The organism is Pseudoalteromonas sp. SR41-7 (assembly GCF_014163935.1).
Taxonomy (GTDB): domain Bacteria; phylum Pseudomonadota; class Gammaproteobacteria; order Enterobacterales; family Alteromonadaceae; genus Pseudoalteromonas; species Pseudoalteromonas distincta.
Genome location: NZ_JACJEF010000006.1, coordinates 285,170 through 309,077, shown reverse-complemented (window position 1 = coordinate 309,077; position 23,908 = coordinate 285,170). Strand labels below are relative to the sequence as shown.

General features: G+C 38.6%; 22 protein-coding genes. 11 read left to right on the top strand and 11 right to left on the bottom strand.

All coding sequences use genetic code 11. The features are described 5' to 3' along the window. Positions 1-5: 5 nt before the first annotated feature. From H5092_RS11090 to H5092_RS11080, 3 genes are read left to right on the top strand one after another with little or no spacing between them, the layout of a single operon-like run. Positions 6-536, top strand: coding sequence for a hypothetical protein (locus H5092_RS11090; RefSeq protein ID WP_024597033.1), 531 nt, complete (start codon positions 6-8; stop codon positions 534-536). After that, positions 536-1,981 carry an ATP-binding protein gene (locus H5092_RS11085; RefSeq protein WP_024597034.1) on the top strand — a complete coding sequence of 482 codons (1,446 nt, stop codon included), beginning with the start codon at positions 536-538 and terminating at the stop codon, positions 1,979-1,981. The genes H5092_RS11090 and H5092_RS11085 overlap by 1 nt, the downstream gene beginning before the upstream one ends. A gap of 38 nt (positions 1,982-2,019) precedes the next feature. Next, a complete protein-coding gene (locus tag H5092_RS11080) occupies positions 2,020-2,694 on the top strand; it encodes a response regulator (RefSeq protein ID WP_024597035.1) in 675 nt (224 codons plus the stop codon). Positions 2,695-2,718: 24 nt separating this feature from the next. Here the strand turns inward: H5092_RS11080 and H5092_RS11075 are convergent, their stop codons facing one another. After that, on the bottom strand, positions 2,719-3,576 hold the full coding sequence (locus tag H5092_RS11075; protein ID WP_002958167.1) for a PA4780 family RIO1-like protein kinase: 858 nt from the start codon (positions 3,574-3,576) through the stop codon (positions 2,719-2,721). A 302-nt stretch (positions 3,577-3,878) separates the two neighbouring features. Here H5092_RS11075 and H5092_RS11070 point away from each other — a divergent pair, with 302 nt between their 5' ends. Both H5092_RS11070 and H5092_RS11065 read left to right on the top strand, forming a co-directional pair. After that, positions 3,879-4,154 (top strand): EF-hand domain-containing protein, encoded by a 276-nt coding sequence (locus H5092_RS11070; protein ID WP_007581281.1) that lies wholly within the window; start codon positions 3,879-3,881, stop codon positions 4,152-4,154. 12 nt (positions 4,155-4,166) lie between these two features. After that, positions 4,167-4,622, top strand: coding sequence for a hypothetical protein (locus H5092_RS11065; protein ID WP_024603529.1), 456 nt, complete (start codon positions 4,167-4,169; stop codon positions 4,620-4,622). A gap of 88 nt (positions 4,623-4,710) precedes the next feature. Here H5092_RS11065 and H5092_RS11060 read toward each other — a convergent pair whose 3' ends face one another. From H5092_RS11060 to H5092_RS11040, 5 genes are all read right to left on the bottom strand, one after another. After that, the gene (locus tag H5092_RS11060) at positions 4,711-6,090 is read right to left on the bottom strand and encodes a VCBS repeat-containing protein (RefSeq protein ID WP_024597037.1); all 1,380 of its coding nucleotides are present in this window, start codon (positions 6,088-6,090) and stop codon (positions 4,711-4,713) included. 499 nt (positions 6,091-6,589) lie between these two features. Then, on the bottom strand, positions 6,590-8,530 hold the full coding sequence (locus H5092_RS11055) for a bifunctional diguanylate cyclase/phosphodiesterase (RefSeq protein ID WP_024597038.1): 1,941 nt from the start codon (positions 8,528-8,530) through the stop codon (positions 6,590-6,592). A 259-nt stretch (positions 8,531-8,789) separates the two neighbouring features. Then, positions 8,790-9,635 carry a glutathione-dependent disulfide-bond oxidoreductase gene (gene yghU / locus H5092_RS11050; RefSeq protein ID WP_024597039.1) on the bottom strand — a complete coding sequence of 282 codons (846 nt, stop codon included), beginning with the start codon at positions 9,633-9,635 and terminating at the stop codon, positions 8,790-8,792. A gap of 87 nt (positions 9,636-9,722) precedes the next feature. After that, complete coding sequence (locus H5092_RS11045; RefSeq protein ID WP_002958175.1) at positions 9,723-10,304, bottom strand: rhomboid family intramembrane serine protease; 582 nt, start codon at positions 10,302-10,304, stop codon at positions 9,723-9,725. 116 nt (positions 10,305-10,420) lie between these two features. Beyond that, a complete protein-coding gene (locus tag H5092_RS11040; protein WP_024597040.1) occupies positions 10,421-11,104 on the bottom strand; it encodes a type 1 glutamine amidotransferase domain-containing protein in 684 nt (227 codons plus the stop codon). A 156-nt stretch (positions 11,105-11,260) separates the two neighbouring features. Here H5092_RS11040 and H5092_RS11035 point away from each other — a divergent pair, with 156 nt between their 5' ends. Beyond that, positions 11,261-12,184 (top strand): LysR family transcriptional regulator, encoded by a 924-nt coding sequence (locus H5092_RS11035; protein WP_182733496.1) that lies wholly within the window; start codon positions 11,261-11,263, stop codon positions 12,182-12,184. A gap of 19 nt (positions 12,185-12,203) precedes the next feature. On the opposite strand, the gene H5092_RS11030 is transcribed toward H5092_RS11035, so the two are convergent. The 5 genes from H5092_RS11030 to H5092_RS11010 form a co-directional block, all read right to left on the bottom strand. Next, the gene (locus tag H5092_RS11030; RefSeq protein ID WP_024597042.1) at positions 12,204-12,938 is read right to left on the bottom strand and encodes a dienelactone hydrolase family protein; all 735 of its coding nucleotides are present in this window, start codon (positions 12,936-12,938) and stop codon (positions 12,204-12,206) included. Positions 12,939-13,183: 245 nt separating this feature from the next. After that, entirely contained in the window at positions 13,184-14,509 is a 1,326-nt protein-coding gene (locus H5092_RS11025; RefSeq protein ID WP_182712570.1) for a glycerophosphodiester phosphodiesterase family protein, read from the bottom strand. Positions 14,510-14,579: 70 nt separating this feature from the next. Next, positions 14,580-15,431, bottom strand: a complete 852-nt coding sequence (locus H5092_RS11020) for a carboxylate/amino acid/amine transporter (protein WP_182733495.1) — start codon at positions 15,429-15,431, stop codon at positions 14,580-14,582. Between the two features lie 115 nt (positions 15,432-15,546). After that, entirely contained in the window at positions 15,547-17,682 is a 2,136-nt protein-coding gene (locus H5092_RS11015) for a M3 family metallopeptidase (RefSeq protein WP_024598247.1), read from the bottom strand. A gap of 213 nt (positions 17,683-17,895) precedes the next feature. Further along, a complete protein-coding gene (locus H5092_RS11010) occupies positions 17,896-18,102 on the bottom strand; it encodes a hypothetical protein (protein WP_182733494.1) in 207 nt (68 codons plus the stop codon). 196 nt (positions 18,103-18,298) lie between these two features. Between H5092_RS11010 and H5092_RS11005 the strand changes: the two genes are divergently transcribed. The 5 genes from H5092_RS11005 to H5092_RS10985 all read left to right on the top strand — a co-directional run bounded on the left by H5092_RS11005 (position 18,299) and on the right by H5092_RS10985 (position 23,857). After that, a complete protein-coding gene (locus tag H5092_RS11005; protein ID WP_002958183.1) occupies positions 18,299-19,159 on the top strand; it encodes a mechanosensitive ion channel family protein in 861 nt (286 codons plus the stop codon). A 414-nt stretch (positions 19,160-19,573) separates the two neighbouring features. Further along, entirely contained in the window at positions 19,574-21,838 is a 2,265-nt protein-coding gene (locus H5092_RS11000) for a TonB-dependent receptor (RefSeq protein ID WP_182724978.1), read from the top strand. 105 nt (positions 21,839-21,943) lie between these two features. Beyond that, positions 21,944-22,243 carry a hypothetical protein gene (locus H5092_RS10995; RefSeq protein ID WP_002958185.1) on the top strand — a complete coding sequence of 100 codons (300 nt, stop codon included), beginning with the start codon at positions 21,944-21,946 and terminating at the stop codon, positions 22,241-22,243. Between the two features lie 75 nt (positions 22,244-22,318). Further along, a complete protein-coding gene (locus tag H5092_RS10990) occupies positions 22,319-22,975 on the top strand; it encodes an HAD family phosphatase (RefSeq protein ID WP_182733493.1) in 657 nt (218 codons plus the stop codon). A gap of 33 nt (positions 22,976-23,008) precedes the next feature. Then, positions 23,009-23,857 carry a DNA ligase gene (locus tag H5092_RS10985; protein ID WP_182733492.1) on the top strand — a complete coding sequence of 283 codons (849 nt, stop codon included), beginning with the start codon at positions 23,009-23,011 and terminating at the stop codon, positions 23,855-23,857. The last annotated feature ends 51 nt before the right edge of the window (positions 23,858-23,908 follow it).

The following is a 23,908-nucleotide window of genomic DNA, read 5'->3' as shown; positions in this document are numbered from 1 at the left end:
TAACTATGCGTTATTTTAAATACGCATTGATCCTAACAACTGCTGCGCTATTGAGCTTCAAGCTCTTTGCGCAGCAGGAAATGATGGATCATAGCCATATGCCTATAGCTGTGCCAAATGACACGCCAATCCCGGCATTAAGCCTTAAGTTATTAAAAGATAGTATGTCGGGTTATAACTTAATTTTAGATACACAGCGTTATGATTTGTCTGTGCCGCCAGAGGGCACGATGAACATGCAACAAATGATGGGCGTGACAACAAACCAAGACACCGGTTTTTTACAAGGTCATGCTCATTTATACATTAATGGGGTTAAAATACAGCGAATTTACGGACAAGCGTTGCATTTACCTGCTAACTTATTTAAAACTGGTATAAATACCGTATCGGTTACTTTAAATAATCATGGTCATATGTATTGGACCGCTCAAGGTAAAAAAATAGTTGCTACGCTGTATGTTAACGACCAAACCAAAGAGTTTATAACATACCGATTTGAGAGCTTTCCTAGCAAGGTTGAAAACACGCATTAATGAAAATTCATAATAAACTTTTTTTAATACTATTTAGTTTTACCTTTAGTGTTATTGCAGGGCTGGTGGTTCTTATACAGTGGAGCATAGGGCAAGGCGTAATTGATTTTGTTAATGCAAAAGAGGTGAAAGCGCTTGAACCACTTGTTGTGCAATTTGCAAAGCAATATGAACAAACACCCTCATGGGAGCGTGTTGTCGGCAATGGCGAAAACTTTAGAAAACGTGTTGAATCGCAATTAGAAAATAGCCAGTTTTTGCCTAGGCCACAAGAAGGTCCAGGTCCGCGTGGGCGAATGATGCGACGACCGCCGCCAGATCATATTCGTTTAGAGGAAGATCGCCGCCCACCGCCAGAAAATATTGCTCACTACGCTTTGCTTGACGAAAATAAACAGCGAGTAGTGGGTAGATACCTCAGCGATTTAAAATATATAACAACCCCAATTATTGTTAACGATAAAATAGTGGGTTACTTAGCAGTTTCTAAAAGAGATAGCTTGGTTGATGGCTACGAGCTTGATTTTTTACAGCAGCAAACTAACTACTTATGGTTTATTGCTTTAGCTGCGGTATTGCTAACATTAATGGTTACTTTTTTATTGTCTCGTCACCTAGTAAGCCCTGTAAAGCAAATTGCTAACGGTATGCATCGCTTAACGCAAGGTAATTACGAGACCAAACTCACGCTTGAGCGAAAAGACGAGCTAGGACAGTTGAGCGAAGATTTTAATACGCTTGCATTTACACTCGCTAAAGATGAGCAAGTACGTAAGCGTTGGCTTGCTAATATTTCTCATGAGCTTAGGACGCCAATGAGTATTTTACTCGGTGAACTTGAAGCTATGCTACTTGGTATACGAGAACCGAACGCAAAAAATATAAGTTCGGCTAACGATGAAGCCCTACATTTAAAACGCTTAATAGACGACTTGCATATGCTCAATAGCGCAGAGTTAGGAGGTATGCACTACACTATGCAACCTACTGATATGGCGTTATTATTAAATACTATTGAGCAAAAGTATCAGGTTTTGCTTGAACAACATAATATAAAAATATACCTACTAAATAGCGCTAAACACATAACTGTACAAGCAGATAAAACACGCCTTTTGCAGCTACTCGATAATATTCTAATGAACGCAGTACACTATGCACAATGTACAACTATTTCTTTAACGGCTAATAATATAAGCATTAAAGGGCAAACTTATTTAGAGCTTATAATCGAAGATAATGGCGTAGGTGTAGATCAGTCGCATTTATCGCATTTATTTGAGTATTTATACCGAGTAGATAGTTCGCGTAATCGCCAAGAAGGCGGTTCTGGCTTAGGTTTATCTATTTGCCAGCATATAGTTAAAGGTCATAAAGGTGAAATCGCTGCAGAAAAAGCCAGCTTAGGCGGCCTTGCTATTATTATTAGATTGCCAACTATTTAGCTTATAAAATAAAGTTAAGGTTACTTACAGAGATGCCTATGAGTGAACAAATACTAATTGTGGAAGATGAAGTAAAGCTAGCTAACTTAATGAGTGACTTTTTAAGCAGCCATCACTTTATTACTCATCAAATACATCACGGGAATGAAGTATTACCTTGGCTTGAAATTAACAGGCCGAGTGTAATCTTGCTAGACATAATGTTACCAGGTCAAAGTGGTATTGAACTGTGTAAAGCAATCAGGCGCTTTTCAAATGTGCCTATTATTATGGTATCGGCAAAAGTAGAAGAAATAGATAGGCTGCTTGGGCTGGAATTAGGTGCAGATGATTATATTTGTAAGCCGTTTAGTTATGCTGAGCTGGTGGCACGCGTAAAAGCTATTTTAAGGCGATTAAATAACGCAAGTGACGTTACAGAGTCAACAATGAAGCTTGACGAAAGCAGCTATAGCGTAAAATATAAATCTAACAGCATAGAATTGACGAACTTTGAATTTCAGCTATTTAAACCTTTGTTTAACAACCCAAATCGTATTTATTCGCGCGATAGCTTAATGGACACTATGTACGCCGATCAGCGTATTGTGAGCCACCGTACAATTGATAGCCATATTAAAAAGTTGCGTAAAAAACTAGATGAAGTGACACAAACTGAAAGTGTTATCCAGTCTGTTTATGGGGTTGGCTACCGGTTTGTGCATCCACAGTAAGGTGGAATGAGCTATGACGATGAGTTACTCATCGTCGTCAGCATTTTTAATTCGCTCTAAACGGTCAAACTCTTCGTATTCGGCAGCTTGGATTTCATCAAGAATAGAATCTACATCAGCAAGTTCGTCGCTGTCTTCAAATTCACCTGTAAGCGTTGAATTAGGCGTTAAATTGGCCTCTTCAAATAGTGCCCACATTTCTTTAGCGTATTGAGTTTTTAGTATGCTTGGCGCAAATTCACCATAGTATCGGCGTATGTTATTGACATCGCGTGCGAACATAGCTTGTGCACTGTTATTTGCTGAGGCGTTAACGGCTTGCGGTAAATCTATAATTACAGGGCCGTTATTATCTACAAGTACATTAAACTCAGATAAATCACCGTGTATTATACCTGCGCAAAGCATTAGCTTAATGTAATGTATCATGAGTTTATACTGCTCAATCGCTTGCTCTTCACTAAAAACGACATGTCCTAGTTGAGGGGCTACGTTACCATCTTCATCAGAGACGAGCTCCATAAGCAGCACGCCATCAATACAAAAGTAAGTATCAGGAACACGTACACCCACGCCAGCTAAACGAGATAACGCATCAACTTCGGCATTTTGCCAAATTTCTTCTTCTAATTGGCGGCCATAGCTAGAGCGTTTACCCATAGCACGCGCTTGGCGTCCACCACGTACCTTTCGGCCTTCTTGATATTGTGCCGCTTTTTTAAAACTACGTTTAACCGCATCTTTATACACTTTCGCACAGCGAATATGTTCACCACAACGCACAATAAATACATCGGCTTCTTTACCGCTCATTAGTCGGCTTATTACTTCGTCAATAAGGCCATCATCAACAAGAGGTTGTAGGCGTTTAGGTATTTTCACAGATTGCCTGCTAAGTAGGGTTGGTTATTAATCATTATTTATGAAAGTGCTCTGTATTTGTTTGTTTAATTGGCTCAAGCAGTATATCAGCTTTGAGAATTAAGGGCAGTAACACTACTGCCAGAGAGTAATTAATCGTATTATTTTATTAGCTTATATATTGATTGCAAAGCAATCAACCAGAACTTTTTTTGAATCATCAGTTTTTATTAAAAATAATTTATTACTTCCTCATTATTTGCACATTGTTTGCGTTTTTAAAGCGTAAGCTTAGTTTAATTCTTAAATACGAGGTTATTACTATGAAGCATTTTTCAACTCTTGCCACTGTGGCAATATTATCTATTGCTTTTTCAGCTAATGTAGCTGCTCGAGGCGGTGACAATCCTCCTGAAAAACCTGACTTTTCAACTATTGATACTGATGGTGATGGCGTAATCAGCTTTGAAGAGTTTAGTGCTAAAAAACCGCCGCACGGTGATGCACAAACAATTTTTGATTCTATAGATGCCGATGGTAATGGCGAAATTAGTGAACAAGAGCTTAGCGATCATAAACCACCTCGTCGTGAACGTTGAAAGGATACTAAAATGATTAATAATATTGGCAGCAGCTCTGTGAGTTTTGTGCCGCAACAAAGTAGTCAAGCTGCAAAATTAACAACAGAGCAAAGTGATTTTGTTAAAGAAACGCTTGCACAGTTTGATGCAGAAAACTTAACTAGCGACGATGCGCAAAGTATTCAAGCTGCATTTAAAGAACAAGGTATTGAACCAACAAAAGAGCTTGCTGATTTAATGGGCGAACTCGAGTTTGATGCTAAAAGCATTGGTGATGCAGGAAGAGCAGAAGGTCAAAGACCGCCGCCACCGCCACAAAACTCATTAGAATCAGTCGATACAGACGAGGTAGTGAGCTACTTAGATGAGCTCTTAACTGAGTATTCAAACCAGTTGTCTGATGAAGATAAAGAATCAATCCTTGCATCAGTGCAAGAGAAGTTTGGTTTAAGTGAAGGCGATTCACTGCTAAATGTAACTGCTTAGGTGTTATTACTTAGAGTAAAGCTGACTGTTACTCGAAAGTCTTAAGTCCAAAGCCCAACGGTTAATTCTGTTGGGCTTTTTTATTGGCTTAATTTAATCGTGTTTCTATTTTGCTGGTGCCATCTTCTTCGGTAAATTTAAATACAAAATCTTTTTTACCGTCTTGGTTTATATCTACCAGAAGAATATCTTTATTATTTTTAGGCAGCGTTAGCTTTAATTTTTTGCGTTTATCATTTAGCAGTGAGTCTTGCTCTCCATAATAAATATACAGCGTTTTTTTACTGTATTTGTATACCGCATCAATATAGCTATCGCCGTTAATGTCACCTAAATAGAGAGCCGGTTCTGATTCATCGCCATTCATCCCCACTTCCATTTCTAAATCAAGCTCAATACTCGATTTATTGGCAAATGAGCCGTCGGGTTGCTGCTTATAAAGATTCATTTCTACATCTACATCAGTACTGCCACCGCCTAATGCCATAGAGGCGATAGTACCTAAGCCAATATCTAAGTCCATTTTTTGTAAATCAATTAAGCCATCATTATTAAAATCAGTTTTGAGCAATAACTCACTAGGGCCCTGTGTTTCAAATAAGGTAATGGGCGTATTAGCAAAACCTTTAGCACTCCCTAGGTACAAAGTATGTGCTATTTTTATATCTAGCGAGTCCATACCTTGTGTAGGCTTAAACTGTCTGGTTGTAAAATCTAGAAATCCGTCGTTATTAATATCAATAATTTGCTTTATTTTGCGAGTCTCGCCATTGCTTAGCTCGCCTAGCTCAATGCTAAAATCAATTGAGGTGAGCTTTTTCTCAAAGCCCTCTGAATTAGCAAGTAGTACATCTGCTCCAAAGTCATTTGAAAAAACCAGGTCGTTTAATCCGTCGTGGTTAAAATCGATAACCACAGGTTTATTGTTAATATTAACTTCTAAAGAAAGCCCTTTTCCTGAAAAGCGGCCTTCATATTTAGGTATTTGCTTAAATTGGTTAGGCTTAAAGCTGCCATCTTTATTTTGAATGTATAAAGTACTGCTTGCTAACCCAGGAATGAAAATATCGCTTAGACCATCGTTGTTAGCATCGAAAACAAAGTCTACTTTTTCAAATTTATCTATTTTTAATTGATTAAGAACCGACTCATAATTAAACAACAATGTTGGTTTACCTGCTTGGGCTTTATATACGCCATCACTTGTTAGTACGAGTGCTTGTTTATCGGTGATGTTAGCAAGTGTTGCCACATCAAACCCGATGGCGTTTTTTGGTAAAGCAAGTTCACTACTAAGTGATGTAAGTAAATTGATGGCTTCTAATTGTTTTAATTCTTTATTATATGCAAATAAAATCTCTGAATCGGTTGATACTAATTCATCCGTTGTTTTTATTGCCATTGTTTGAGCTATAACGCTTATGGGGGTAAGTAAAGTGATGAGTGAATAGCAAAGTGGTTTTATCATGCAAATTCCTTTTTTATATTTAGTTGTATCGTTAAAATTTTTATTATTTAAGCAGCGTCAGCGCATAATTTTACGTACTATCCAGCGCTGGGGCTTTTTCGTTTAAACGTAATATACATATGTAAGTTGGATTATATTTAGCCTACGCTAATTATTATGTACTGGGTGTAAGCAATTGTAAGATTATGTTTTAGGAAGGGGCTGTTGACCTTTAAGGATTGAAATTTGTTCAATCTAAGGACGATTTAATCGCGGCGCGAGGTTTGTAACCTAGTAACAAAGAGTCTATCTCCCTAGGCAGAACCTTTGGGCAGCGCATGTTTGGCATTAATACTACGTTATCAACTATGTATGGTTAATAACCACACTTCATAGGCTCTGCCTTGCTTAAATACCAGACAGTCTACTGCAAATTCAACCTCAAAAAATAAACAGGCCCTAATAAGAAAGGTAGCGCATAACTCATATGGTAGCTAAGCGCTTTTAGAGGTGTTTGCTATTAACTACATTGCTTATTTTGCTCATTTAAATAAGCATCTACAAAACCTACTTCCATCGGTTTTGAAAAGTAATAACCTTGTAGGTGAGATACACCAATTTTAGTGAGTGTGTTTGCTTGCTCAATAGTTTCAACGCCTTCTGCAACAACAGTAAAATCTAAAGTAGAGGCCATTTGTACAATTGCATGAATAATACTTAACCCTCTTTTATCCATATTTTGAATAAAGCTTCTGTCTATTTTTACTATATCTACACCAATATCAAGCATGCTTGATAGTGATGAGTAGCCTGTACCAAAATCATCAATTGAAATACAAAAGCCTTGTTTTTGTAGTGCTTTAACGGCTGTCAAAAATGTGAGTTTATCCTCGGCAAATACTGACTCAGTAATTTCTATGTGTAGGTTTTTAGGTTCTACCTGGTGGCGATTTACTATTTTTAATACCTTAGATACAAAATCAGGATCTTGTAGCTGAATAACCGATACGTTTACGCTTATAGCAATTTGTGGTTGTAAGTGACTTAATTTTGTTGCTTGTATACATGCCTGTTCTATTACCCAAATACCTAACTCGGTTATTAAACCGTATTGCTCGGCAATAGCTATAAATTCATCAGGGAAAATATTTTCACCATCTAGTTGCCAGCGTAATAATGATTCAAAAGAGGTTACTTTTGAGGTTTTGCTATCAACAATTGGTTGAAATACTAGCCTTAAACTATTTTCTTCTATGGCACTGGCTAGGCGTTGACTCAAAAGATACTCTCTTTCTTGTATTAATTTGAGTGAATCGTTATAAATATTCATATTGCCTTTCGCGATGCGTTTTTGGTGATACATTGCAGTATCAGCAGAGCGAATTAAAGTATTAAAATCACTCCCGTGCTCAGGATACATGGCAATACCAATAGTTGCAGATACCCATTTTTGATATTTATATGTTTCATGCTCGGCACCAATGCTTTGAAGTACTTTATCTGCAAACTCGATAAGCTCAGCTTGTTTTTGATACGTTGCTAAAATTAAAAACTCATCCCCGCCCCATCGGCATTTAAAAAGCTGTTGATTGCATACATTACTAATTCTTCGTGCTATTTCTTTTAATACTTTATCGCCTACTTTATGACCCAACGAATCATTTATTTGTTTAAATCCATCTAAATCTACGAATAATAAAGCAAAGGGTTCTTGAGGGTTGTCTGCTAGTTGTCTGTTTGCATTTTTTAAAAATGCGGTTCGGTTTAATAGATTTGTAAGTGGATCGGTATTAGACAGGTGGTAAATTTCTTCAGTGCGTTGCTCTACCTTGTTTTCCATTTCATTAAGCAGCTCTCTGTTTTGGTTTTTGAGCTTGATTGCGCTGTGTGTAAATGTGGCTGATTTGTACGATGAAGCCACCATAATAGCAGTAAATGCTAGGCCTAAAATACCGAGGACAGAGTTGTAGTTTTCGTTAGAAAAGGTTAATAAAAAAGAGTAGGGCGCCAATAAAATAATGCTATAGAGTACAGCGGTTACTCGGCTTCCTGAAAGCAGATTTGCAGAGCCTCCTGCGAAGGCAGATAAAATAGCAATCGTGGTCGTCGTCTCTATTGCTGATGAGGTGCTATGAAACCAAAGTGCATACCCACACCACGATAGCGCAGTTAAAATACACCCGGTTGAAAATCTTTTTGAGTATGTGTCAGCATTAAATAACGGGCTATCCTTTTTGGTTTTATAAAACCACATTACATCAATAGCGCGAGCTGCTAATAAGACAACCATAATGCTTAGCCAGATACTTTTTTCGTAGGATATTTTCTGGTTATTTAAATCAAAAGCAAACACTAATATAAAACTGACTACAATCGAAATGGCAATGCCAGAGATGGCATTAGAGTATAAAATTTTAACGGTTTCTCTGCGTTCTTCACTATTTAGATTTTTATATGGCACTAAGTAAAACCTTATACAAAAGTCACTCCAACTAGCGATGGAGAAACGTTCAAGAAATACAGCAAATATTTCAGATGAACAAAAGCGTATTAAACATCGATTAGTTAGGCTCTAATCCTGAGTATAAGAATAAATATAGTTTATGAAAGCAAAAAAAAAAGCTAGCACAGTAAAAAGGCTCATAATAAATAATCATTATGAGCCTTAAAATTATTAAGCAGGTTAAAGTGTTAACGACTTTACTTGCTGTTTAGTAGATTTAACCTTCGAAATCACTATCGTTATGGCGCTCTGCCATTTGATCTTCTTCAGGGCCCCATGTGCGATTTACGCGGCGGCCGCGCTTTACAGCAGGGCGATCAGCAACTTGTTTTGCCCAACGAACAACATGAGTGTATGAGGCAACATCTAAAAATTCAGCTGCATCATATAAGTCGCCTAAAACAAGCGAGCCATACCAAGGCCAAATTGCAATATCGGCAATTGAGTATTCATCACCCGCCATGTATTCATTTTCGCTTAAATGACGATTTAACACGTCAAGTTGGCGTTTAGTTTCCATGGTAAAACGATCAATAGGGTATTGCATTTTACTTGGTGCGTAACTATAAAAGTGACCAAACCCACCACCTAAGTATGGCGCTGATCCCATTTGCCAAAATAGCCAGTTACGACACTGCGTTTTAGCTTTTAAATCCTTAGGGATGAGTACATCAAATTTTTCAGCCAAATATTGTAAAATAGAACCCGATTCAAAAACGCGAGTAGGTGGGGTAGTTGAATGATCCATTAGCGCTGGGATTTTTGAGTTTGGATTAATATCAACAAAGTCAGATCCAAACTGATCGCCATCACCTATGTTTATTAAATATGCGTCATAGTCTGCATCGGTGCAACCAAGCTGTAAAAGCTCTTCAAACATGATTGTAGCTTTTTGGCCATTTGGCGTAGCAAGAGAATAAAGCTGAAATGCGTGCTCGCCAATAGGTAGAGTTTTGTCATGAGTCGCGCCTGCAATTGGGCGGTTAATGCTGGCAAATTTACCGCCACTTTCACTTTCCCACGTCCATACTTTTGGTGGCGTGTATTCGTTTTGATCACTCATAAATAACCTCAATGTTAAATGGAAATGTTTAATACTTACTCATAAATGTGGCCATAAAAAATTAATTAAAGGCCCTAAATATTTAATTTACCGACCTTTTAATTTATCGGCTTTTGCTAATCTATAACCTAAAAACAACCCGCTTAGCGCTCCAAATAAATGGCTTTCAAACGATACATGATAGCGCTGAGGTAAAACACCCCATATAAAACCGCTATAAAGTATAGCCACTACAACTGCAATTATAATTGATTTTAATGAGCGTCTTACTAAGCCGTAGCATAGAATAAAGCCCCATAAACCATATATAACACCGCTTAAACCAACATGTATGTTACTGCGCCCAAATGCCCAAACTAAAAGTCCACCGATTAGAGCGGTAAAAATAAATACGTTATAAAAACGTTTTACGCTGTACTGGCAAATTAGCCAACTTAATACTACAAATGGGATCATATTACTGGCAAAGTGCCACCAGCTACCATGTAAAAAAGGTGCGCATAGTATGCCAATTAATCCTTGGATACTGCGTGGATATATGCCTAAACCATTAAGATTTATGCCAGGTAGACTATTGATCACCTGTAGTACGAAGCAAATAACAACAATACTAAATATTGCGAAACGGGTACTTGTTAGTAATGACAGTGTGGTTGGCTTGGTTGCCATATAATCGCCCTAATTGACTTTAAGAGTTGCCAGTATAGGAATTGTATTTGCTAATGAAAAGCAATTAAAAAAGCACAGCATTAAATGCTGTGCTTAATTTTAATTATTACTCACTATTAACCTAATTTAGTTAATAGTTTTTTTGCAGCTAGTTCAGAGCTTGCTGGGTTTTGGCCGGTAATTACTAAACCGTCTTCTAGTGCTAATACACCCCAGTCGTCAGTTTTTTGATAATCGCCACCTTTTTTAATTAGCTCGTCTTCAACTAAAAATGGCACGATATCGGTAAGTTGCACTGCAGCTTCTTCAGAGTTAGTAAAACCAGTTACTTTTTTACCCGCTACTAGTGCATTGCCATCGGCATCTTTAACATTTAAAAATGCAGCACTTGCATGACATACCGCAGCAACAGGTTTTTGCTCTTTTACAAAGCTTTCGATAAGAGAGATTGAATCTGTGTTATCAACTAAGTCCCATAATGGACCGTGACCGCCTGGGTAAAATACAGCGTCAAAATCGCTAGATTTTACTTCACTCAACACTTTAGTGTTTGCCATAAGTGTTTGTGCTGCGCTATCGGCGTCGTAACGTTTAGTTGCATCTGTTTGAAAATCGGCAAGTGTACTTGTTGGATCAATGGGTGGTTGGCCGCCAGCTGGAGACGCTAATGTTACTTCAACGCCTGCATCAACGAAGGCGTAATAAGGGGCTGCAAATTCTTCTACCCAAAAACCTGTTTTTTCGCCAGTGTTACCAAGTTCTGCGTGAGATGTAAGAACCATAAGTACTTTTTTAGACATTGAATATATTCCTTCTGATGATTGAATTAGTTTATCTTGCTTACCAATTACTATATGCACTAACACTGCTTTAAACAACGATGATAAATTTAACTTTATTGGTTTAATAATTGATACAATAAAAAGGTTGAATTTAAAACACACTACGGAGCATTTATGAAAGTGTCGTTTGAGCAGTTAAAGAGCATGGTTGTATTTGCACAAATTGTAGAGCAGGGCAGCTTAACCGCTGCTGCCAAACAGCTAGGGCTTACGCGAGCAGTTGCAAGTTATCATTTAAAAAAATTAGAAACGCAGCTTGAAGTTACTTTACTAAATCGCTCAACCCGTACCATGGCGCTCACTGAAGCGGGCATTGCTTATTATGAGCGTTGTAGAATAATTACCGAACAAGCTAATGCGGCTAATCAGCAAATAGAAAATATAAAGAGCGAGCCACAAGGTTTACTTAAAATTAGTTGCCCAGTAAATGTGGGAATGCAGTTAATTGTGCCTGCAATAAATACGTTTAAGCGCCAATATCCTAAAATTCAAATAGACTTACAGCTTACTGACGATGTGGTTGATATTATTAAAAATGGGTTTGATTTTGCAATTAGGGGCGTGGCACTGAGTGACTCCAACTTGCAGGCAACCAAGCTGACTACAATGAGCACTTGTATTTGTGGCGCGCCGGAATACTTTGCACATTTTGGTAAACCTAAAACGCCTTTAGAGCTAGCAGAGCAACAATGGGTCGTTTATCAATTGGGCAGTAAAACATTAACACTTCAAAAAGATGGCAAAAAACACGATATTACAATGCAAGGCGCCTTAAGCACCAATAATGCCGCTGCTCGTACTGCTTTTGTTGAAGCAGGGCATGGCATTGGGCGTATTCCGCTTTACGATGCGTGGCCAAAAGTGCAAGCTGGACTGCTTGAAATAATATTAGATGATTATAAAAGCAAAGATATTGAGCTTTACGGGGTATTTCCGCCAGGGGCTGCGGGCTCTAAAAAGCTACGATTGTTTATTGATTACTTAAAAGCATACTTTGTAAAACAGCATACCGCTTTAGGTATGCTGAAAAGTACTTAATGAGTAGTTTTTACAGCATTTATAAAGTTCGGCTAAATAATGCCACCGCTTGTTGATACATATTTATCGCAAGGGCTGCATCGTATCGCTCACCTTCATCACGCATAAAGGCATGCTGTGCGTTAACTTCCTGCCACTGGTAATTGATGCCTGTGCTTACGCATTGCTGGTATATTTTAGCGCGGCCTTCTTTTGGCACATGCGGGTCTTGTTTGCCCCATATAAAGTGAATTTCGCCTTGTATATCAGCCATACGCTCGAATGAGTTATTTCCAGGTTGCGCAGGTAATGTATTGCTGTGAATATCAGTTGCGTATAAACAAAAAGCCGCATTAATTTCAGGATTTAGTGCCGCTCTGTAAGCTAAGTGACCGCCAATACATACGCCCATTGCGCCGACGGAGCCTGTGCAATAGCTTTGTAATCTAATGAAGTCGATCATAGTTTGTGTGTCACTGTCGTGGTGCTCAAGTGGCTTTGCCCACTTGTCGGCATTGCCTTTGTCTTTACCTGTATCATCATAAGCAAGCACAGTGCCTATAGGGTTTAACTCATGAAACACTTCAGGCACTAACACTACAAAGCCATGGCTTGCTAAAATAGCTGCGCTGCGTGCGATGGGGGCAGTTTGCTGAAATATTTCAGAATAAAAAATGATAGCAGGGAACTGTCCTTGCGCTTGAGGGCGATATACAGTTGTTCGCATTAAACCTGTCGGTGTTGGCAAGTCAGCATTATGTTGTTGGATTATCATAAAAAGCGCTCAGTAAAATAAAATTATATATGCTGATATGGTAACTGAGCGCGATAAAATATACGACTTTTGTCGTTGAGTATTTATACCAACCTGCATAAATCTTTGATCAATTTAACGAATTAAATTTCACTACAACGTCGTTAAAAATTTTTTATTTAGAACAACTAGATAAAAAAATTTTTGCCTAGTTCTAGCGTAATTTTCTTAACGTTAAATAGACCCCATATATAAGCAGATTGGTATTAAATACTTGCAGGCATTTTATTACAACTGGCGTAGTAACTTACCGTAGCCGGCCAATCTGAAAAAATACCCATTACCCCCACGTCCTTTGCGAGTACGTCGACTACTGTCATCATGTCGCCATCGTTATCTATAACATCAGCAATTGATTGATAGTAATAACCTCCACCTTCATTAAGCGGGCCCGAGCGCTCAAGGCTCCATGCAATAAGCTTTAAACCAGCTGCTTTTGCGTCAATAGCGTATTGCGATGGCACAATATTACTTTCGTTATCTATTGTTAGCATCATCCAAATTGGAGGAGCTAAAATCTTCACCCCATCAGCCACTAACTCATCCATACTCGGTTGCCATGTTTGTGGGTTACTTGGATCAAATCCGGCTTCACTGTCACGTCCATCTAGGTATACGCTTTTATCTGCAAAGTCAGGGTTATTGTTAATCCAGTATTTTACGTCTTCAAGGTTAAATGATTGCGGATAAACTTTTGAGGCTGGCACACCCATTTGCGTGTACTCGTCTAGCATTTTTTGCGCATATTGTTCTTGTGTCATTCCATCAAATGGCATACTTACTTGTGGCGATTTTAGCTCTGGTGTCATTTTTACACCTAGCTCATTAAACAGTGCAATGCTTTGTTTATGGGTCATCAATGTGCCGTTGGTGGCATATAAATCAGTGCGCCAACTTGGTGTGCCATCCATGTAATCGGCTACGGTCGTTGCATTAGTGTTTGCACCATCCATTTTACCTTCAAGGGTTAAAAACTCCGCTAAGCTTATATCGCTGGTACAACATTTTGCAGAAGCGGCAATACCATTAGCAGGGTCGGCTGGTGTAAATGGCACACTGCATTTAGCTGCAAGTTCAGGAATGGCTAGAATATTAGTTGTGGTATGCAAATCGCATTGAGAGTGGCGACAAACAAGCTCTTTGTCGTTTGTAAATGTAACATCGCATTCAACAATACCAGCGCCCATTCTCGCTGCCGCAATGTAGGCTTCTTTAGTGTGTTCGGGGTATTGCATTGATGCACCGCGATGACCAATAGAAAAATCGGTGCGGTAAAAAGGACCTTCGCTGCATGACTCTAATTTTGTTTTTAGTGTGCTTTGAGCCATATCGTTAATTAAATAGTCAGGGCGAGTCCCTAGCTGAATATTTACTCCTTCAGCAACCTCTACAACAATGGGCGTAGGTACTTCAACAATTTCCACTTCGGTGTTGGTAACAACCACTTCTTTTTCTACTATTTCTACATCGTCGTCGCAGCCTGCAAGTGTGGCTAACAATATACAGCTTGTAAGTAAGGTAATACGTTTCATTGTTTATCCTTAAAAAAGTAAAATTTGTACTACCTTAATGATTTTTAATGACAATTTTGCTACAAGCTTATTAATTTACTTTTTTATTAAGCATTTGATTGACCAATAATGCACCTAACATTATAGCAGCCCCAATACTTAACCTGACTATATCGGCATCTCGGTTCCAGATCAGCACGTTAATTATAATCCCAGCTGGGATAAGCAAATTATTCATAACTGCCAAAGCACCTACGTTGACAAGGGTTGCGCCTTTATTCCACATAAAGTAACCAAGTCCTGATGCAACCAACCCTAAATAAATTAGTATGCCCCACTGTGTGATAGTGGTTGGTAATTTGTTTGAGTTACCAAATAATGCATAGCAAATTGTGGCAATAATAAGTGCGCCTATAAAAAACCATCCAAATACGGCTTTGTCATCAAGCTGATTGTTATTCATTAAGCGTTTGTAGGTAACTTGGCCTACAGCAAAACTTATATTCGCCCCTTGAACGATTAATAAGCCGATTATGAAATCGCTATTTAGGTTTTCGTAACGAATAGTAATTGCACCGATTACAGCAATTAGTGCGACTATAAAAAAGCGTGGGTTAAAGCGTCTGTTCAATACATCATTTAGCAGGGTAATGTACAAAGGAGTCATTACAGTAAATAGCAGCACTTCGGGAACGGTTAAAAATAAAAATGAGTGGTAGTAAAAGCTATACATAACACCAAGTTGTATAGCGCCAATCAGCATAAGCTTTAAGGCTAAAGGTTTAGGCGTTTGTTTGAGCTTTAAAAAAGGTAAAAAAATCAGTGTTGCCAGTGCTATGCGTATTAATACGCTAAACCAAGCGTCAACTTGGCCTGCTAAATACACACCAATTAAACTAAACGAAAACGCCCAAAGCAAAGTGACTGCAAATAAGTACTGCATAACCATCATCTTTTAATAAATATTGAGCTAAGTTTATCTGTTATATGTGAGGGTATAAACAATAAAAAGCCCGCAAGCGGGCTTTTATAAAAGTGAGCTTAATAAATTAAGTTATTTACTCAACTAAACCACGGCGCTTAAGTAATGCGTCGGTAGTTGGTTTTTGACCTCTAAACTCAATGTAGCTTTGCATTAAGTCGCGGCTGTTACCTTTAGATAGGATTTCTTTACGGAACTTATCACCATTTTTACGTGTTAAGCCGCCGTTGTTTTCCATGTGTGCAAAGGCATCAGCTGCAAATACTTCAGTCCAAAGGTATGCGTAGTAACCCGCAGAATAACCACCGGCAAATGTATGGCTAAAGTAGTTTGATTTATAGCGCGGTGGTACAGGGTAGTAATCAATACCGTGTGCTTTTAGCGCATCGCTTTCAAACTTTTGAACATCAGTAATTTTTTTATCTGAGCCAAACGAGTGCCATTCCATATCAAGTAAAGCAGCTGCTAAATATTCAGTGGTACCAAAACCTTGGTTGAATTTTTGCGATGCAAGTACTTTATCAAGTAAAGCTTGTGGAATTGGCTCACCTGTTTTGTAGTGTTTGGCGTAGTTAGCAAGTACCGTAGGTTCAATCATCCAATCTTCATTCGCTTGCGACGGAAACTCAACAAAGTCACGCGCTGTAGCAGTACCTGCTAAGCTTGGGTATTTAACGTCAGAGAATAAACCGTGCGCCGCATGACCAAACTCATGGAACATAGTTGACACTTCGTCAAACGTCATTAACGTTGGCTCGCCTGCAGCAGGTTTTGGAATATTTTGGGCATTGTAAATTACAGGTTTAGTGCCTTTTAAGCCGCTTTGACTTACGTAAGCGCTCATCCATGCACCGCCACGCTTACCTTCACGTGCGTATGGGTCTAGGTAAAATAAACCGATGGCGCTGCCGTCAGCGTTGAATACTTCGTAGGCTGTAACATCTTCATGATAAACCGGTAAATCTTTACGCTCTTTAAATGTAATACCGTATAGCTTGTTCATTGCAAAGAATAAACCATCGTGAATTACAGAATCCATTTCAAAGTAAGGCTTAACAAGGGCAGGATCTAAGTCGTACTTTTCAGCACGTACTTTTTCTGCGTAAAAAGCCCAATCCCATGGTTTAAGCTCAAAGCTTTCACCTGAATCGTTAATTACTTTTTGAATAGCAGCTGCTTCAATTTTAGCTTTTTCAACTGCTTTTGGTGCTAGGTCATCTAAAATGCCGTACACGTTGTCAGTTGTTTGTGCCATACGCGAAGTCATTACATACGATGCCCAATCTTTAAACCCTAGTAGCTCTGCTTTTTGAGCGCGGAGGTTTGTTTCTTCAATAATAATTGGGCCGTTAGTTTTTGCTGCACGGTTAGCAGAGGCTTTAAATATTTGCTCACGAAGGTCGCGGTTTTCAAGGCTTGATAAAATTGGCTGTTGGGTCGTATTTACCAGCGTGATCATGTAGCCGTCTTTACCTGCTTTTTTAGCAGCGGCCGCAAGACCTGCAATTTCACCTTCAGAAAGGCCAGCAAGTTTAGATTTATCGGTAACTACAATGACATCTTCTTTAAACGATTTTAAAATGTTTTGAGAAAACGCAGTAGAAAGCTCTGCAAGTTGTGAGTTGATTTCACGCATTTTTGCTTTTTCAGCGTCATTTAATTTAGCGCCTGCTTTTACAAATTGCTTATAGTAAAAATCCACAAGGCGTTGATCTTCAGCATTAAGCGAGTCTTTGTTGTCGTAAATAGTTTGTACGCGCTTGAATAATGCACCATTTAAGTAAATGTCGTCAGAGTGAGCAGATAATACCGGCGCCATTTTTTTACTTATACGTTGGTATTCGTCATCAGAAATCAAACCTGAAAGGTTATAAAAAGCAGCTGATACACGGTTTAGTAGCTCGCCAGACATTTCCATTTCAACTAATGTATTTTTAAAAGTTGCAGGAGCTGGGTTGTTAGCAATAGCTTGTATTTGCGCAGTATGCTGAGCAATACCAGCATCAAAGCCGGCTTCGTAGTCTTTTGTACCAAACTTATCAAACTCAGGTGCCATGTATTGTAATGGGCTTGGTTTGAATAAAACATTGTTTGCGTTCATGTCTTGCACTTGTGCTGCGCTCTCTTTTGCCATGTCTTGAGGTTCGTTAGAAGAACAAGCCGATAGGATTAGGGCACTAGCAATAGTAGTGGCGATCAGGGTTTTACGCATAATAACTCCATAAAAAGATTAGCCGAAATAGGCTTTGCGAGTCGAAAAACCTAGTTAACTTATCAAATTTGTGGGTTTATACAATAAAGTTTATCGGTATTAAGGGGGATTTGAACGCAAATTAGCTAATAATTAGTATTAAGGTGGGTAAAAGTAGCTCTAAAATCAAACGTTAAAGCTACTTAATTATACGATTGTGTGCTTGAGAGGGGGTTAGTTATAACCTAAAACAAATTTTTTCTCTGAGCCAAAGCTATTAGATTGCTGCCCAAACTCTTTATTAATAGTTGCTAGAGTTTGCTCTTGTTCGGCCAGCAAGCACAAAACTTTATTTCGGTAATCGAGGCTGCTTTCAAACAATTTTAAATCTACCAGCGGCTGCAAAGTAGCGAGTCTTTGATTTAGAGTAAGTTGTGTCATATGTGATCTCCAGTGCTTGTACACTATTTATATAGCACTCGGTGCAATAAAGAGTTAATAAATTGTTTATAAAATTCATATTGAACTTATTAACTTGGCGTTTTAGTTATATTATGACGTGCTAAGCTTAGCGAAAACTGAACCACACTTATTTTTAGTGAACAAATAACAATCAAAAAAGATATTGGGAACACTTATGACCCTCGAACAAATTAATCAATACTTAGCCTTTGTAATATTCACTTATAACGATGTGAATATTACGGTAGCAAAAGTAATTCAAGTGCCACTTATATTGTTTGCTATGTGGTTTGTAGTCACACGCATTGGCAAGCTTATTAAAAAAACATTACTCGCTAAAAAAATAAGCCAAGATGCAGTGCATTTGTTTACTCGCATTTACTTTATTTTAAGTATCGCAATTTTAATTTTTACATCGCTTGAAGTGCTCAGTATCCCGCTTACGGCATTTGCTTTTGTATCCGGTGCGATTGCTATTGGTGTAGGTTTTGGTGCACAAAACATTATTAATAACTTTATCAGCGGTTGGATATTGATGTGGGAACGTCCAATTCGCATTGGTGACTTTTTAGAGGTAGGTAACGCAAAGGGCGTAGTTGAAACTATTAATACGCGTTCTACACGTATTCGCCGAAATGACGGCGTACATATGCTTATACCTAATTCTCAATTGCTCGAAAATACAGTAACAAACTGGACGCTGATAGATGGCAATGCACGCTCATCGGTCAGTGTCGGCGTTGCGTATGGTTCAGACGTTATACTGGTTAAAAAGCTTATCCAGCAAGTGCTTGATGATCATGATGCAATATTGGTTAATCCAAAGTCATCAGTGTTATTTGATGACTTTGCAGATAGCTCGCTTGTATTTAATGCTATTTTTTGGGTATGCGCCGAGTCTGAAACCATGCTCAGAAAAGTGCGCAGTGATATTCGTTTTAGTATTTATGCTGTATTTGAAGAGCATGATGTAGTGATTGCGTTTCCACAGCGCGATATTCATATAGATGGTGAAATTGCTTTTAAAAGGTCGTAGTTCTAATAAAAAAAGTCGCTTGCGGGTGACTTTTTTATGAGTAACCACAACGTTTCTATTTTGGGTTAATATGTAAAGCAATCCATTTTTCCTACTTTACTTCGCGATCTTCAATAAAGGACATATGTCCTCATTATTAGGTTTTTGCATCTAAATATTGATAAAAACACGTAATCTTGTAGTTAAATGTTGCAAAAAAGTTTCCATTTATGTTCATATTTATGCAGTAAAATTATTACACAATGGTATAATCTTAATCGTTCGTTCAGCCTTGTTACTCCGTTTTGTACTCTCGGTGATGAGGTCCGCGCGCCATATAGCAAGTCGCGAAAAATTGTACGAGCCCGCAATGAATACATTGCGCAACACAAAAAACCGTTGAACAAGAGTGCATACTAAAGGTTAATACCCGACATGAAATCATTAAAGAAATCTGCAATAGCGACAATTATTAACGCTGCACTACTATCTGCTGCTGGCACATCTATTTCAGCATTCGCCGCTGAAGAAGAAACGGCTAAAAAAAGCAATCAACTAGAAGTTATTCAAGTTACCGCCCGTAAACGCGTAGAAAATGCACAAGAAGTACCTGTAGCAGTATCTGCATTACAAGGTGATAACCTTGATGCATATAGCTCTGCAGGTATGGATATTCGCTTTTTAAATGCGAAAATTCCAAGTTTATCTATTGAGTCTTCATTTGGTCGTTCATTCCCACGCTTTTACGTTCGTGGTTTAGGTAATACCGATTTCGATTTGAATGCATCACAACCAGTATCACTTGTTGTTGATGAAGTAGTTCAAGAAAATGCAATTTTAAAAGGTTTCCCAGTATTTGATGTTGAACGCGTAGAAGTATTACGTGGTCCTCAAGGAACGCTATTTGGCCGTAACACGCCAGCTGGCCTTGTTAAGTTTGATACTGTTAAACCAAGCCAAGAATTTGATGGATATGGCTCTGTTTCATACGGTAGCCGTGGTGCTGTAGATACAAGTGGTGCTGTAGGTGGTGCTTTAACTGACCGTTTATCTGCTCGTGTTTCATTATTATGGCAAGACAAAGACGATTACATTGATAACCAAGCTCCAGGCTTTGAAGCTAAAGATGAGCAAGGTGGTTACACTGAAAAAGCGGCACGCGTTCAGTTTTTATATGAAGGCGATGATTTTACTGCTTTATTAAACTATCACACACGTGACTTAGATGGCTCACCAATTGCCTTTCGTGCAAATGTAATTAAAGCGGGTACTAATGAGCTAGTAGATAACTACGAAAATGATGTTGTTTATCAAGATGCGGCATCTCGCTCTACTCAACAAGTAGAATCGGAAGGTGCAAGCTTAAAGCTTGAGTGGGAACTTAAAAACCACACAATCACTTCTATTTCTGCATGGGAAAGTGCTGAAATTTATTCTCGCGCTGACATCGACGGCGGTTATGGTGCTTCTTATATTCCAGATTTCATGGGACCCGGTTTTATCCCTTTCTCTTCAGAAAGTGCTGATGGCATTCCAGATCACGACCAGTTGACGCAAGAGCTACGTTTATCTAGTAACTTTGATGGTGACTTAAATTATCAAGTAGGTGTATTTTACTTTGATGAAGAGCTAACGATTGAAAACTTCAGCTACGATACATTCTCAACACCTAATGCTGGTGCTTTAAATGGTTATGTTCGCCAACAACAAGACACAACTGCATGGGCTGTATTTGGTTCTGTAGATTATACTTTTTCAGATGATTTAAAAGTAACAGCGGGCCTTCGTTATTCTGATGATGATAAAGATTTTGTAGCTGATCGTACACTTAGCCCAATTGGTGGCGGTGCATTACTTGTAGAACGTGATGTTAGTGACGACCATGTTAGCTGGGATTTATCTGCAAACTATAAAGTAAACGATGATGTTAACTGGTACGGCCGTGTAGCAAACAGCTTCCGCGCACCTAGTTTACAAGGTCGTATTTTATTTGGTGATGACGTTACAACAGCTGAGTCAGAAACGGTAACATCGTACGAGACAGGTATTAAATCAGACGTGCTAGACGGCCAAGGCCGTGTAAATGCAACTGTATTTTACTACACGATGGACGACCAACAGCTTACTGCTGTAGGCGGTGGTGCTAACTTTAACCGTTTAGTTAATGCTGATAAAACGACTGGCTATGGTTTTGAATTAGACTCGCAGTGGGTATTAAGCGATGAGTTTAATGCAACGTTTAACTTAAGCTACAATAAAACAGAAATTAAAGATAACGATTTAGCTGTCGCTGTTTGTGCTCAATGTACTGTAACTGACCCAATTAATGGTTCTGGTCTTGCTGTACTTGATGGTAATAGCTTACCGCATGCTCCTGAGTGGATCTCTAACTTTACGCTTCGCTACACTAAAGAACTTGCCGATGGTAACTTCTTCGCAAGCGGTGATATTTCTTATCGTAGTAAAATCAATATGTTCCTTTACGAATCAGTAGAGTTTGAAGGTAAAGAGCTTATTGAAACAGGTCTTCGTACAGGTTACACATGGTCTGAAGGCGATTACGAATACGAAGTTGCTGCGTTTGTTCGTAACTTATTTGACGAGCAACAAGTTATTGGCGCTGTAGATTTCAATAACAATACAGGTATTGTTAACGAAGAGCGTTATGTTGGTGCTGAATTTAAAGTTAACTTCTTCTAGAGATAACCTTAAATTATATTAATTTTTAAAAGCCTGCCTTGTGCAGGCTTTTATGTTTTTATAAAGCTGGTAAAGTAGCGTTAATTAATTTAAAGAGATAAAAAGATGGCTGGATTTTGGAATTACCGTGTAATTTTTTGTGAAGCAACGAAAGACGAAGCAGCGCAATATCAAATACATGAAGTAGAATATAACCTAAATGGTAAAGTAACTAACTGGTCAGAAACTGGCGCAGCCCCTTTTGGAACAACCTTAGATGAGTTGAAAGATGACTCTGAGCGTTTAAAAACTGCATTTGATAAACCAGTACTTAAAGTTGTACGTAAAACGCGTGGCTACGAGCTTGTTGATGTTGAAACGGGTGAGGAAGCAACGGGTGAGCCGCCAGCAGGCTTAACGCAATAACTGTATTTATATAAAAGGTGCTTAAGGCGCCTTTTTTATTGTCAAAATTTAGCACAAGTTAAATAAGGAATGAGGATGACTTTAAAAGCAATATTATTTGATATGGATGGCACATTAGTTGATTCAGAAAGCATGCACTTTGTATGCTGGAGTAAATTACTTAAACCCTACGGTGTTAGTTATTTAGAAAATGATTTTTGTCAGCGCTTTTCGGGACGGCCCACTTTAGAAGCCGCAATTGAAATTAAGCAAGAGCATAACTTATCGGTAAGTGCACAGGTTTTAGCAGATGAAAAATACCGTTTATTTGGTGAATATGTAGTAACACATTTACCGCCACTGATGCCATTTACAGAGCAAACATTGAAAGCTGTAAAAGCGAGTGGCTTAAAAATGGCGCTAGTAACAGGCAGTGCTAAAAGTGAAGCTATGCCAATACTGAAAGGCTTAGGGTTTTATGAGCTGTTTGATACGGTGGTTACAAAAGATGATGTAACTAATCCTAAACCTGCAGGGGATCCGTATTTACTGGCACTTGAGCAGATAAATATACAACCTGGCAATGCAATTGCTGTTGAGGATACTTACACAGGGGTAACAGCTGCTAATAATGCTTTGTTACGTGTTGTAGCCATTGCCAATAGCCATACTAAAGATCACGACTTTAGCCAAGCTACCTATCAAATGAGCAACTTAGATGAATTTTGGCAATGGGCGCAATCTCAACTATAGTTTAAGCCAACTTTTACGTGCTTGGATGCGCCAATGTTTACTATTAAACACCTGCTTTTAATTGTTATTGTACTTTTTACGCAATGCAAATGCATAAGTGCAGCACAACCGTCTGTTTTACTGGCTAAAGTATATGACGAAACGAAGCATTATGATGTAAGTAAATATTTAGTCAGTGAAAAATATGATGGCGTAAGAGCTATCTGGACCGGCACGCAGTTTGTCACTCGTAAGGGTAATATTATCAATGCGCCAAGTTGGTTTACAGTGCCATTGCCAAATGTATGGCTTGATGGTGAGCTGTGGACTAAACGTGAGCACTTTTCTGCGCTTAGTGGCATAGTCAGAACTAAAAAACCTAATAATCATGATTGGCAAACTATTACTTATAAAGTATTTGATATGCCAGATAAAAATCTGCCTTTTAGCACTCGCTATAAAAACTATAATGAGCTTATTACTAGCCTAAACTCGCCGCACATTAGTACTGTAGTTCAATATAGCTTTACAAATAATGAGCAACTTACAGAGTATTTTGACAACATAACTAAGCAGGGCGGCGAGGGAGTAATGCTTCATTTGGCCAGCGCGAAGCACAGCAATGGAAGAAGTAATGCATTACTAAAATTAAAACCTTATTTAGATGCAGAAGCGGTTGTAATTGCGCACTTACCAGGCAAAGGTAAATATCAAGGTATGTTAGGGGCATTAAGGGTAAAAACAGCGCAGGGGCAGGTATTTTCTATTGGTACTGGGTTTAATGATGCACAGCGCTCCATCCCACCGGAGATTGGTAGTACTGTAACGTACCGATTTCATGGCTTAACAAAAAATGGGTTACCGCGTTTTGCCAGTTTTTTACGGGTCAGAGATAGTTTATAACATTTATAAATTTTACAAAGTGTGCTAAATTGCGCGGCCTTTTTGGTAATG